Annotated in this window: 10 protein-coding genes; 2 read left to right on the top strand and 8 right to left on the bottom strand. The window is 60.6% G+C overall.

Features of this window, described 5'->3' with window-relative positions; genetic code table 11:
- Nucleotides 1-45: 45 nt before the first annotated feature.
- From HYPMC_RS09465 to lptF, 4 genes are all read right to left on the bottom strand, one after another.
- Complete coding sequence (locus HYPMC_RS09465; RefSeq protein WP_155831222.1) at nucleotides 46-1,368, bottom strand: peptidylprolyl isomerase; 1,323 nt, start codon at nucleotides 1,366-1,368, stop codon at nucleotides 46-48.
- 169 nt (nucleotides 1,369-1,537) lie between these two features.
- Nucleotides 1,538-4,075, bottom strand: coding sequence for an LPS-assembly protein LptD (locus tag HYPMC_RS09470; RefSeq protein ID WP_013947683.1), 2,538 nt, complete (start codon nucleotides 4,073-4,075; stop codon nucleotides 1,538-1,540).
- 3 nt (nucleotides 4,076-4,078) lie between these two features.
- Nucleotides 4,079-5,173 (bottom strand): LPS export ABC transporter permease LptG, encoded by a 1,095-nt coding sequence (gene lptG / locus HYPMC_RS09475; protein WP_013947684.1) that lies wholly within the window; start codon nucleotides 5,171-5,173, stop codon nucleotides 4,079-4,081.
- Nucleotides 5,170-6,360, bottom strand: a complete 1,191-nt coding sequence (gene lptF / locus HYPMC_RS09480) for an LPS export ABC transporter permease LptF (RefSeq protein WP_013947685.1) — start codon at nucleotides 6,358-6,360, stop codon at nucleotides 5,170-5,172. Before lptF ends, lptG begins: the two co-directional genes overlap by 4 nt.
- 379 nt (nucleotides 6,361-6,739) lie before the next feature.
- Here lptF and HYPMC_RS09485 point away from each other — a divergent pair, with 379 nt between their 5' ends.
- Nucleotides 6,740-8,269, top strand: a complete 1,530-nt coding sequence (locus HYPMC_RS09485) for a leucyl aminopeptidase (RefSeq protein WP_013947687.1) — start codon at nucleotides 6,740-6,742, stop codon at nucleotides 8,267-8,269.
- A gap of 156 nt (nucleotides 8,270-8,425) precedes the next feature.
- Here the strand turns inward: HYPMC_RS09485 and HYPMC_RS09490 are convergent, their stop codons facing one another.
- Entirely contained in the window at nucleotides 8,426-8,779 is a 354-nt protein-coding gene (locus HYPMC_RS09490; protein ID WP_013947688.1) for a hypothetical protein, read from the bottom strand.
- Nucleotides 8,780-8,794: 15 nt separating this feature from the next.
- On the bottom strand, nucleotides 8,795-9,523 hold the full coding sequence (locus HYPMC_RS09495) for a hypothetical protein (protein ID WP_013947689.1): 729 nt from the start codon (nucleotides 9,521-9,523) through the stop codon (nucleotides 8,795-8,797).
- 158 nt (nucleotides 9,524-9,681) lie between these two features.
- On the opposite strand from HYPMC_RS09495, the gene mazG reads away from it, so the two are divergent.
- The gene (gene mazG / locus HYPMC_RS09500; protein WP_013947690.1) at nucleotides 9,682-10,626 is read left to right on the top strand and encodes a nucleoside triphosphate pyrophosphohydrolase; all 945 of its coding nucleotides are present in this window, start codon (nucleotides 9,682-9,684) and stop codon (nucleotides 10,624-10,626) included.
- Here mazG and HYPMC_RS09505 read toward each other — a convergent pair.
- Both HYPMC_RS09505 and hflX read right to left on the bottom strand, forming a co-directional pair.
- Entirely contained in the window at nucleotides 10,623-11,849 is a 1,227-nt protein-coding gene (locus tag HYPMC_RS09505) for an FAD-dependent oxidoreductase (protein WP_013947691.1), read from the bottom strand. The two genes, mazG and HYPMC_RS09505, sit on opposite strands and share 4 nt — an antisense overlap.
- 11 nt (nucleotides 11,850-11,860) lie before the next feature.
- Entirely contained in the window at nucleotides 11,861-13,159 is a 1,299-nt protein-coding gene (gene hflX / locus HYPMC_RS09510) for a GTPase HflX (RefSeq protein WP_029670970.1), read from the bottom strand.
- Nucleotides 13,160-13,246: the final 87 nt, after the last annotated feature.

Below are 13,246 nucleotides of genomic sequence, written 5' to 3' on the forward strand. Positions count from 1 at the left end.
TAGGGGGCAGCTTGTGTAAATCCGAGTGAGGGGGCGCCTGGCCCTCTACTTGGAGCCGACGTCGATACGGTACTCGATGTGGGCATCCTCACGCAAATCCTTGAGATAGCGCTTGGCCATCAGCTCGAACTCTTTCTGCTTCAGCTCGCCTTCGGCCTGGTTGCGCTGGACCTCAGACGCCTTGACGGCATCGCGACCGCAGACGACCCATAGCTCAATGGCGCCGTTGTTCACGGCCGGCGGCAGCATTTCGCCATTGGCAGCGTTAAGGAGCAGCGTGCGGGTCGGTTCAGGGATGGTCGCGGGCCGCTGCTTGCCGAGGTTTTCGAAGCGGGCGCCGGTGACGCCCATTGCCGCCTGCGCCGTCGACTGGCAACCGGTGAATTTCTGCCGGATCTTGTCGGCGTCCTGGATGCGCGCCGCGATGCCGTGCTCTTCGATCTTGGCCGGCATGGCGATGCGGATGCGCTGAAGCTGCAACTCGATATCGTCGTTGGCGGATGTGGCCGAGGCGACGAGCTTATCGACGTCCCGGTTCGACACGTTGATCAAAGGCGCGAATTTTTTCTTCACGACCTCGTTCCAGGACAGCGTTGCACGGATGCGGCCCTTGATGGGTTCGAGGCTACCGCCGATCTGCTTCTGGAACTGCTCGACCGTCATCTTGTTGCGTTCGGCGATGCTCTTGACGATCATGTCGACCTGAGAGTCGTCGATCGTCACGCTTTGGCGTTTTGCTTCCTGCGTCTTGAGGCGGTCGTCGATCAATTCTTCCAGAGCTTGCTTTTTCATCGCCGGCAGGGCCGATGCGCGGGCGCTTTCGAAGGCCCGGCGCTGCAGGCTCATGCCGTATTCCTTCTTGCGTTGCTCGAAGATGGCGATGATCTGCTCACGCGATTTACCTTGGTTGTCGCGCGCCGTCTGCTGCAGGATTTCCTTCAAGTGCTCCGACGTTCTCGGGTCCTTGATGATGGCTTGGAAGTTGGCTTTCGCCTGGCTCTGAATATTCGTGCCGCTGAGCATCATGGCGCGCTGGTCAACTTCATAGCCGGTGATCGGCTCGTCGTTGACGAGGGCGACGATCGAGCGCTGCTCGGCCGTGGGCGGGCCGGACAAGTCGCGGCTCGCCGTGGCGGCGCTGCCGGGATCGATGGATTTCTTGCCGTGCCGTTTCTGGCCCTTGCCGGTGTCGGGCAAGGTATCGCCAATCGACGGCTTCTGCGTCGCCGCAGAGGTACCATCGCCGGTCACGGCGACCGTTCCGTTCTGAGCTGCGGCCGAGATCGAAAAGGCGATGCAGGCGGCAGCCGCCAGCACACAGCGTCCGATGTTTCCGGATCCCAGGGTTCCGGATAATCCTGCAGTCATGCTCCGTCTCAGCGGCATGCGTTAACGACACCCTGTAGCGTTCGATTCGGCCACGTGGAGCATAGCTCGGCCCCACCTGTTCAACCGGCCTTATCCACATGAAGAGTGGCCAAAATCCGGTTTTCGCGCTGTTTTCGAACTCAAGGTTCAGGACCAGCGCGAACAGGGATCAGTTGGTGCGCTGGTCGCCACCCAAATTGAAGTCGGTTCCCGTCGAGGTCGCGAAGTCGCCGAGGTGCTTAAACTCGAAGCGCAGCATGATCGTCTGATCAGGCTCGATCGATTCATCCGAGTAGTTCGACTGGATGTAGGACGCGGTCAGGGCGAAGCACTCGTCGACATACTTCAGGTTGATGCTGTCGTAGCGGAAGTTGCCTTCCTGGAGGTTGTAGCGAGACGATCCGCCGATGCTCCAGCGGTTGGTGAGCTGCAGGGTGGCTGCCGCCAATACTTCCTCTTCGCGTGAGAGCGTCGCGATGGTGTCTGGGTTTTCGGGATCGGTGAAAAGAGCGTCGGCATCGTAGGAGTAGCCGGCCTGGACCGACAACGGACCCCAGCTCGTGATCATGGAGGAATCCATACGCTTCAATGCGAAGGTCGACTGATCGAAGCGGCTCTGCGAGATGATGCGGAAGTTGCTCAGCGGCGCAAGGTAAGCACCGATCACGTAGTCCGAGCGATCGGTCTCGAGGCCATTATAGGGATTAAAGACGTAGTTGCCGTCGGCATTGCGGCCAGGGTTGAGATAAATGTTGTCGCCCGACAGATGATAGCTCTGACCGGCAAGGAAACGGGCATAGCCGCCGTCGTTGGACTGGAACGTGTACTGCAGACCGGCATTGACGCGCGTGCCCGTCTCGATGCGGTCATAGCCCGAGAATTTCGAGGTCGAGAACAGGTTGGTGTCGTCAAACACGAGGCTCTGCGCGTCTTCATCGGGTAGACGGCGCTGCGGAATGCTCTCCTGGTGCGCCACGATCTGGCCGATCGGCTCGATGATGTGCGTGCCGGCGGCGTTTGTCGCGGCCCAGGGATAAGACACGGTCATGCCGCCGTCGACGACGCCGCGCGTTACGGTGTCGGAGAAAACCTGGGACGACGCGACTGCGGTGCCGGCTTGGTTCAGCACAACGCTTTGAGGGTTCGTCGCGTTGTCATACTGATAGACGTCGCCACGGATATCCGCGAACGGCGTGTAGCTGATGCCGATGGCGTCCGTCAGGCGGCGGCGCCATTTGAGTTCGCTGACAATGCGGTTGACGTTCTCATCTGTCTGGCGGCCGGTCATTGGATCGACGAGGGCGCCATCCGCGCGCGTGAAGCTCAGGATGTTGGTGTTCCACCTGAGCTCGCCGCCGACCACAGGGTCCTTGAAGACATAATTGTAGTCGATGATCGGGTGCGTGTAGCTCTCGGTCTGCTGCGTGTCATTCGTGAGCAGGCCGCCGAACTGATAGAGCTTGGCGCTGAAGTAATTGCGGTCGGACTGGCCGGTCAAATAGATCTGGTTGACGCGGTCTGTGACGAGGATGCTGTCGAGCTTATAGAAGCGGCGGAACTGGTCGTCGCTTTCCACGATCGCGTCCCAGCCGAACTTCCACCAGCTCGACAACGAGAACTGACCGTGCGTCTCGACGCTGCCGCGCAGGCCATCGAGATCTTTGTTGTCCGCCGGCGCGCCTGGGAGATCGCGATAATTTTGGTCGATGCCCGCGAGACGAACATTGAACTGGCCGTTGGCCAGCCGTTGCCGCCACTCGGCCTTCATCATCAAGCCCTGATCGCTGAAATAGATTGGCTCGAGCGTCGCGTCGTAGTTCGGCGCCAGGTTGAAGAAATAAGGGATGCCGGTGATGTAGCCGAGCGTCGAGGAGTGGCCGTAGTCAGGCGTCAGGAAACCCGATTTCCGCTTCACGGTCGGGTCCGGGCTCTGGAAGTAGGGCAGGTAGAAGATCGGCTGGCCGTAGATCTCGAAGTAGGCGTCCTGGTAGGTGAGCGTTGCGGCCGACTGATCGTGGATGATGCGCGTCGCGCTGATACACCAGAGCGGCGGAGTACCACCGTCGCTTTGGCACGGCGTGAAGCGGCCGTTGTGGAACTCCGTGATGTTGCCTTCGCGCCGGGTCGCGCGGTCAGCGGAGATGTGAGATTTGTCCTTCGACGTGATCGAAAGCGCCGATACGAAGCCGTCACGGAAGTCGTCGGTCAGGGTGTAGCGATCAGCGTGGACGATGTTGCCCTGAGGCTCTTTCAGCGTAACGTTGCCGATGGCCGTGAGCGTGCCAGCGCTTTGATCGTAAACGACTTCGTCGGCGGTCAGGATGTAGTTGTTGTAGAAAATCTCGACGTTGCCGCGTGAAATGACGCGGTCGCCCGATTTGTCATAGATCAGCTGATCGCCCTGCAGACGCATGGGCTGGGCGCGGTCGAGATTGGTGTTGATCTTGCCGAAAATCGCACTCGGCGAGTTGGCCGCGCCAAACGATGAATTGGCGGATGATTTCTTTTTGCTGCCACCCACCGTTCCACTGGGATCAGTGACCTGCGCATCGTAGGTTTGAGCGCCCGCACGTGGGGCGAATTCGGTAGAGGCGCTGACGAGCGTCAGGACGCACAGAAGCGCACGAGCGATCCCGCCCACCTTCCGGTGGCGAGAACCCTCGCGTGACGACCCGCAACCCTCATGCGGTGTCCGCGCTTCACGCATCACTCAGCCATCCTCCTGGTGCAACAGCACCGTAGTCGAGATGATCAGAATAAGGATCACAGGCACCCACGCAGCGACCCACGCCGGCGCAAGCCCCGCGATCCCAATTTGCCTCGCAATTTCCGAGAACAAGAAGAAACTAACCCCACCGATCATCCCTGTCGTAACCATAGTCTGGATGCCACCAGAGCGGAATGACCGCAATGACACAGTGGCCGCCAAAAGGACCATCGCCATGCACAGGAGTGGACGGACCAGCAGCGACTGATATTGAACGCGCAAGCGTTCCGTCGAAAGTCCAGCCTTATCAGCGGCTTCTATGAGTTCAGGCAGGTCCCAAAACGAGACCGAAAAAACGGTGCCGAGGGCCTCTTGTACACGGTCCGGCGTCAGGTAAGTGGATACAAGGTACGACTTGAATTTTTCCGGCTGCTGGCCGAGGCGTGAAACCCATGCATCCTTAAGGTCCCAGTAGCCGTCTTTGAGCTCGGCTTCGCTGGCGTCGACACGCTCTGAGAAGTGCCCCTGACGATCATAAGCGAGGATCATCACGCCTGTCAGCGTCAGGCCACGGTTCGAAGCCGCTGCGGCGCCGAGAACTGATTCCCCATCGACGCCATCCTGTCGGATCCACGAGCCACCGCCTTGGGCTCGTAAGAGGTTGTTGTCGTTGCCGAACGCTTTGGCAAACACCTTTTCGGATTTGGCTCGGCCTTTGGCGGCCAGCGGGTTGTAGACCGTAACGCCCAGCACGCCGACGACGAGGCCGACGATCAGTCCCGGCACCAGAAATTGCCAGACGGACATGCCGCCCGCGCGCATGACGGCGAGTTCGCTTTTGCGATTGAGGTGGAGGAGGGCGGCCAGCGCGCCGACGAGCACGGCGAACCCGAGCAAGAACTCGACATAGGCTCCGAGACGCAGCATGGCGATCAGGACGAGCGTGTGTGCCGGGACGTTGCCGAACTTGCTCGATTGGCGGAGCAACTCGACAAAGTCGATCATGAAGATGAGCATTGCACAGACCGCGAGCGTCGAGGTGATCGCGACCAAAAACATCTTGGCAATGTAACGCCAGAGTATGAACGAGTTCCTCATGACGCGAATTTCCGGCGCGGCATGACAAGGCGAATGATGTTGGCCCAAATGGCCGCGCCGGTATCAAGGAACAGTCCAACGATGCGGGATGGACGGCGTTGCCGATCAGCGCGCTTGATGACGATCAGAGACAGGATGATTGCTGAAATCGGCGTCCCGTAGAGGAAAAACAGCATCGTCGGATTGCGCGCGACGGCGCTGTTCAACGCCAGGCCTGCCATCCGGCATGCCGCGCCGAGCAGGAAGGTGAGAACGAGGCTTTGCATTCGGCTCGAACGGGTTGAGCGCGCTTGGCCGACAAAAGCGATGATCAGGAAAGCGAATGCGATCGGGTAAAGTGGACTGACGAGACGCTCGTTGATTTCGGCACGGAACTGTCCTGCCTGGGATTTATAGAGCTTGCTGTCCGGGTCGGGGTGTACCAGCTCATTCCAATAGCGCTCGCGGGGCTTCAGCTCGCCCGAGCCATCGCTCTGGGGTTCGAACTGGTCGAGATCGACGATGTATTTGTCAAAGGCGATGATCTGCGGCGGGCCTTCGGCATCTGAGCGGCGAATGATGTGGCCGGTCGTCATGACGAGGTAGGCGGTGCCGTCCTGCTTCACGATGGTGCCGTGCTCGGCGAGGTAGGTCTGCGATTGCGCCTTGTTGCGCGTGTCGTTCATGACCAGACCCAAAAGCTCGCCGTCTGCGGACCGGTCGCGGATATGAAACATCAAATCTTGCTCGGGGCTTGAAAAGCGGCCGGGCTGAATGACTTGTGTCAGCAGATCGCTGCGCACCTGGACCATGTACTCGCGCAGCAAGCGCATGCTCCACGGCTGCGCGAAGTGGCTGACCAGGGCCAAGAAAATGCTGACGAGGAACGCCAGGAGGAGGAGGGGGCGGGCCACCGTCCATACCGTCGAACCTGCCGCGGAAAGGACGATCAGCTCGCTGTCGGTGTTCAGCCGGTTGAGGGTCTGAAGGGCGCCGATCAGCAGCGAGAACGGCGCGATGATCGCCATGAGGTTCGGTACCGCGAGAGACGTGACGCGGACGAGCATCCAGGTGTCCTGACCCTGGCTGGTCACGACGTTGAACTGGCGCAGAGCCAGCGCGATCCAAACGATACCGGTCAAAGATATGAGAATGAGCAGGAACGAACTCGCCGCCTGCCGGAACACATATCTTGAGAAAATTCGCATGCCTTAGCCGTCCCCGCTTCCGTCACCCGACAGAAGCTCCCCCCGCTGTCACCGCCGGCTTCCGCAGTGATCCCTTCCGGCTCCCATACCACAGTGGCAGAATTTCGGCTGTTCAGAGTTGTCCCGCCGTGCGATATATTACAAAAAACCTACTTGCATCGCAGATAGTTAGGCCGTTTGAGGGCCTTAGCCGGAATTGCCTGCACAACGGCTTGCTTGCCACGCCTTTGCGAACGACTAAGTTGTGCGCGGCCATGCTGCCCCGTCCCGCCCGCCTTGACCAGGCCCGCGAGTCGTCCCGTGGATCGGCGTCCGCGTCCAGCCCCTGCTTTTCTCATCCCGGATCGGGATCTCATCTTAACTTGGAGTCGTCTTGAAAATGTCCGATCGCTTCGAAATTGCCTTTGCGCCTCTCAGTGCCGAACCGGAGACGGTGACCGTCGTATTCGCGGGCGATGGACTGGTGCTCGGCACGCGGGCGCGCGAGTTTGATACGAAGTCCGCAAGCGCGATCAGCAAGGCTGCTGCAGCTGCCGACTTCAAAGGCAAATACAAGTCGTCGATCGAAATTCTGGCGCCCGCAAAGCTCGGAATTGACCGGCTTATTCTCACCGGCCTCGGCAAGGCCGGTGCGCTGACCGAGCAGCAGGCCATCGATCTTGGCGGCGCGGTGCTGGCAGCCATCCAAGCGCGCAAGGGCAACACAGCATGTGTGATCGTCGACGTCGAAGGCACCGAGACGCTGTCGGCGGATGAGATCGCGGCGCTCATTGCCCAAGGCGCCATGCTTCGTCACTACAACTTCAAAAAGTACATGACGAAGAAGTCCGGCGATGAGAACGCGGACAAGGATGGGCTGAAGAAGCTCGTCATCCAGGTGCCGCATCCGGACAAGGCGAAAGCTGCCTTCCAACCGCTCAAGGCCGTCGCCAACGGCGTCAACCTAGCGCGCGATCTCGTCAACGAGCCGGCCAACATCCTTGGTCCGGTCGAACTCGCAGAGAAAACGAAAGCGCTCGAAAAGCTCGGTGTCGACGTCGAAATTCTTGATGTGAAAGACATGGAGAAGCTTGGCATGGGCTCGCTGCTGTCGGTCGGCCAAGGTAGCGTGCGGCCGTCGCGGCTTGCGGTCATGGTGTGGAACGGCGCCAAGGGATCGAAGAAGCAGAAGCCGATCTGTTTCGTCGGCAAGGGCGTCGTGTTCGACACCGGCGGTATCTCGATCAAGCCCGCGGCCGGCATGGAAGACATGAAGGGCGACATGGGTGGCGCAGCAGCCGTGATCGGGACGATGCACGCGCTCGCCGAACGCAAGGCCAACGTCAATGCCGTCGGTCTCGTCGGCTGCGTGGAGAACATGCCGTCCGGCAACGCGACCCGTCCGGGCGATATCGTCACCTCGATGTCGGGCCAGACGATCGAAGTCATCAATACGGATGCCGAAGGCCGCCTCGTGCTCGCCGACGTGCTCTGGTACGCGCAGGAGCAATTCAAGCCGAAGCTCGTCATCGACCTCGCGACGCTGACGGGCGCGATCATGGTGGCGCTCGGCAAGGAGTATGCGGGTCTGTTCTCCAATGAGGACAAGCTCGCCGATGAGCTCCTGGCGGCGTCACGTGCGACTGGCGAGAAGCTATGGCGGATGCCGCTCGATAAAGCCTTCGACAAGGCGATGGATTCGAAGAACGCCGATATGAAGAATGCCGGCGGCCGCTGGGCCGGTGCAGCGACGGCCGCGGCCTTCCTGCAGCGCTTCATCCAGAAAGATACGCCCTGGAGCCATATCGACCTTGCCGGCACGGCGATGGACGGCAGCCGTAACGACATCAACCAAAGCTGGGGCGCCGGCTGGGGCGTGCGGCTGCTCAACGCGTTCGTCGCGGAGCATCACGAAAAGGGTGAGAAGTAATTTTCAGCGGCCGAGCCAATTCGGTTCATCTGAGTTGGTTCGGCACTTTGTATCATTTTGAAACACATACATCTCCTGTGCTTTGTTTCCATAATACATATTATGCGAAATTTATGTGGGATGCTGGAACGGTCGATTGCTGGCCCCGGCTCGATTTCAATCGGCGCTGAGAACTGTCGACTTCCGATACCAGAACGGAAATGGCGCTCCGATGATGAGCATGACGAACGCCAGGATTGCGTTGCGCAGCGGACGCCTTTCAAAAGCGGTGCTCTCAATCGAGGTGTAACCCGGCACAGGTTCGCCGCTCGCAATGAGGCGCTGGGCATCGGCAAGGTCATCTTCGCTGACCAGGAAAGATACGCCGCCGTAGAGGATCGCGAACTGCGGCGCTTGGCAAACGATGTCCTTCCCTGCAAGGACGAAGCGAATGCCGTGGGCATCGAGCAAGCTCTCGATGACAATCGCCTCCGGCAGCATCAGCGTGGTATGCGCGATCCGAAGCGGCATCGTTGTCTCTCGCGGCTAAGGTTCCCTTCGTTCGAGCGTTCGAATGCCTTCGGCGATCAAGACCGCATAAAGCGCCAGCACGAAGCCCGACAGCATGTTGACCGATACGACGGCGCCGATGGCTTGTGCCAGAGACGGATCGAACACCCAGGACAGCATTCTGACGACGATATCGTCGAAGCTCTGTTTCAAGAGGAACAGGAACTCACTCGCCTGCTCCATGGTCGGCTTCGCTGGCAGATCGAACGTGGCGCGCGTTGCGAGTTCGGTGATGCCCGGCGCGGGAATGAACGTCAGCCCCGCGGAGAAGACCAGCCCGAGCGGCGCGGCGAGACGGAAGTAGCCCCAACGCAGCGGCCGGGCCTTCAGGCGGTCCATCAGGAAGCGGACGACCTGGACGCCAAGAAAGAGTGAAACGGCGAAGATGATCGCGACCAGTTTCAGGCGCTCCTGATCGGTGCCGAGAAACGTCAGCAGGCCGACGACGCCCGCCAGGATCGCCTTGGTGACGGACTCGATCACGCCGACCGCGACGATGAAGATGATCGAGCGGCCCGGCGTGCGGTCGAAGTAAAACGGGAACTCATACTTGAGGCGCGCGATTTCGAGCGCGGCACCGACGGCCAAGGCAATCAGCGCCGTTCCGGCCGCAAAGATCAAGGGCGCGGTGAAGCCTGCCCAAGCGACGGCGCAGATCGCCGCCAGCTCCAGCACCATCGTCAGGCCATTGAAGAGAATGTGCATGGCCGTCCCTCATCCCCGTACAAAGACTAGCAGACGCCGTGGCCTCAGCAAGCTCCGGCGGCGAAGTCTGTGCCCCTCGTCTTCTGGTCGCAGACGGCGTCGGTAGCCCGATGGCGTGTGGTCGATTAGTGTCCGGCCCGACCACATAGAGGACGGACATGGCGAACACCATGAAACCTTCGCGCGATATTGCGCGGCTTATCGAGATCATGGCGGCGCTGCGGACGCCCGTCACAGGCTGCCCCTGGGATCTCGAACAGACGTTCGAGACGATTGCGCCCTACACGATCGAGGAAGCCTACGAAGTTGCAGACGCCATCGAGCGACGCGACCTTGCCGACCTCAAGGATGAGCTTGGCGATCTCCTGCTTCAGGTTGTCTATCATTCCCGGCTTGCGGAAGAGCAAGGCGCGTTTGCTTTCGGCGATGTCGTCGAGGCCGTGACGAAGAAGATGATCCGGCGGCACCCGCACGTCTTCGGCGACGGCAGCGCGCGCGATCCGTCTGCCGTCAAGGCGACTTGGGATCAGCTCAAGGCGGAGGAACGCGCCGAGAAAGCAGCGGAGCGGGCGCGTCTCTCTGGCGGCAATACAACCTCTGCGGACGGGCCCGTTACGCTGGCCGACGTGCCCCCGACCCTCCCTGCTTTGACGCGCGCAACTAAGTTGCAGCACAAAGCCGCGAAGGTCGGCTTCGACTGGCCGAACCTGCTGCCGGTGTTCGACAAGCTGAAGGAAGAGATTCAGGAATTTGAAGAGGTCGCCCTTCCCCACGATCCTCGTGGGGAGTCTTTATTGGCGCCCGGCGACTCTCCTGCGGAGAGCCGGCCGCCGGGCGCAGCGCCTTCCGGCCGGCTCGCGGAACGCAAGTCGGAAAGCGCGATCAAAGAAGAGTTCGGAGATATCCTGTTCGTGATGGCGAACATCGCGCGGCATCTCGATATCAATCCGGAGGATGCGTTGCGCGGGGCGAACCGGAAATTTATCCGCCGTTTCGCCCACATCGAAAAGGTGCTGGCGGAACGCGGCAAGACACCGTCGCAATCGACACTCGAAGAGATGGACGCGCTCTGGGACGAAGCGAAGGCACTGGAGAAAAGCTAACGTCCGTTTGACGCGCGGATGTGTTGCGCGATGTGTTCAGGGCGGAAACCCAGACCCAAGACACGAGCAGTAAAGCGTGACAGAAACGGAAACGTCTCCACGAGCCGGACAAACCCCGGCGGCTTGAGCGGCCCTGTTGCTTTGAGGGCTTTCGAAATCACGCTGTTCTGAATGGCAAGCTGCAGGCGTTGGGTTGCGACAGTCGGAAATGTCCGGCGCGATTGGATCACTCGCAAATCGCTCATCTGCAGATCGCCCTCTTTCAAAGGCTGCCACAGGCGGTTAGCGGCTGCGACTGCATCCTGAACCGCGAGATTGATGCCGACGCCGCCAATCGGGCTCATGGCGTGCGCCGCGTCGCCGATGCAGAGGAAGCCGGGCTTCGACCACGTCTTCAGGCGATCGACGGCAACCGTCAGCAGCTTGACGTGATCCCAATCCGGAATGTCGTTCGCACGCGCCGGGTCGAATGGAAGAAGTGCGCCGACCGATTTGCGAAACGCTTCAAGACCGGCGGCTCGTGTCGCCGCGTCGCCGCCTTTCGGAATGATATATGCACACTGCCAATAGTCGCCGCGCGGGATCATAATGAAGATGTGCCCTCCCTCGAAGCGCCCTGCCACATCCGCCGCGTCGGTCGGAAGCCGCGGCAGGCGAAACCACATCACATCCATCGGTGCGCCGAAATTTTCCGGCACAAATCCAGCGGCTGCACGCAGCGTGCTGTTACGGCCGTCGGCTGCGACGACGAGATCGGCTTTGATCGTGAGCGGACCCGAAGGCGACTTCGCCGTGACGCCCGTAACGCGGTCGCCGTCGTAGATGAGTCCAGTCGCCTCCGTGCTCATCTTCAGATCGAAGCCTGGATAGGTGCGGCCCTTCTCGGCGAGGAAATTCAGAAAATCCCATTGCGGCATCAGAGCGATGAATTTCGTCGTGATCGGCAGATGGCTGAAGTCCGCCATCTCGACGCGCGTATCGCCGAACTGCATGAAAAGGCGCTGCACTTCCTGATGCGGAAGCTTGAGGAATTCGTCGAGCCAGCCCAGCTCTTCCATCATGCGCAACGTCGAGGGATGGATCGTATCGCCGCGGAAATCGCGGAAGAAATCGGCGTGCTTTTCGAGAACGCAGACCTTCACTCCGGCACGCGCCAGGAGTACCCCGAGCATCATGCCCGCCGGGCCGCCGCCGGTCACGCAACAGGTCACGCGCTGATCCATGAGGATCGAGCTTATACGGATATTCCGTTCTTGCGAAGCTGCCCGATCACGCGATCTTTCTTTTCGCTCGGAATTCGGAGGCGCAGTTCAATACCGCCATCCTTGCGAGCTTCGCGGGCGAGTACGTCGGTCGTCTCATGCAGCCAGTTGAGCAGCGCCCCGGCGCTTCCCGGCACTATGACGTCGATGATCTCGTCGGAGGCGCCCAGGCGCGTGTCGATGGTTTCGAGCAGCGGCGCCATCCCCTCCCCTGTCTCGGCGGAGACGAGGACCGGTGGGCGGGCATTGCGCTGGACTTCGTGTTGTAGCTCGGAGCGGCGATCGCTCGAAAGCAGATCGATTTTGTTCCAGACTTCGAGGATGTTGCTTTCGATCGGCAGCGTGTCGATGCCAAGCTCAGACAGCACCTTCTCGACATCCTGCGCCTGCGCTTCCGTTTCCTCATGCGCAATGTCGCGAACGTGGAGAATGAGATCGGCTTCGACGACCTCTTCTAGCGTGGCGCGAAACGCGGCGACGAGCATGGTCGGCAAATCGGAGATGAAGCCGACGGTATCCGATAGGATGATGCGGCGCGCGCTCGGCAGCTTCACTTCGCGCATGGTCGGATCGAGCGTCGCGAATACCTGATCCATCGCAACGACGCCGGCGCCAGTGATCTTGTTGAAGAGCGTCGACTTGCCCGCGTTCGTGTAGCCGACGATGGCGACGATTGGATACGGCACCTTGCGCCGTCCCTTGCGATGCAGGTCGCGGGTTTTGACGACTTCAGCAAGGTCCTTCTTGATCGCATCAATGCGATCCTGAAGCATGCGGCGGTCGAGTTCGATCTGAGCTTCACCGGGGCCGCCGAGAAAGCCGCCGCCGCCGCGCTGACGTTCCAAGTGCGTCCAGGCGCGAACCAGTCGGCCCTTCTGATACGTCAGATGTGCAAGCTCAACCTGCAACACGCCTTCCCGTGTTCGCGCACGTTCGCCGAAGATTTCGAGAATGAGTCCGGTGCGGTCGAGAACTTTGGCGTTCCACGCCTTCTCGAGATTGCGCTGCTGCACCGGCGTGATGTTGTAGTCGACGACGACGAGGCCGATTTCAAGCTCGGCAACGCGGTCCTTTATTTCCTCGACTTTGCCCGAGCCTAGAAGCGTGGACGGACGCGGCTCGGCGATCGGCACGACGGCCGAGTCGATGATGTCGAGGTCGATCGCCTTCGCGAGACCGACAGCTTCCGCCAGTCGATTTTCAGGACTGTGGATCTGCGCATCGGCATTCGCGACCCCGCGCGTCTTCAACGGACGCTTCAGCGCGGGCACGACGACAAGCGTTCGCGTCCTCGGTGCCCGCGTTTCTTCTGAGGCTTTTCGACGTTTGCGCTTTCCCTCGCCCTCGCGCCGTTCGTC

It is taken from the genome of Hyphomicrobium sp. MC1, from assembly GCF_000253295.1.
GTDB lineage: Bacteria > Pseudomonadota > Alphaproteobacteria > Rhizobiales > Hyphomicrobiaceae > Hyphomicrobium_B.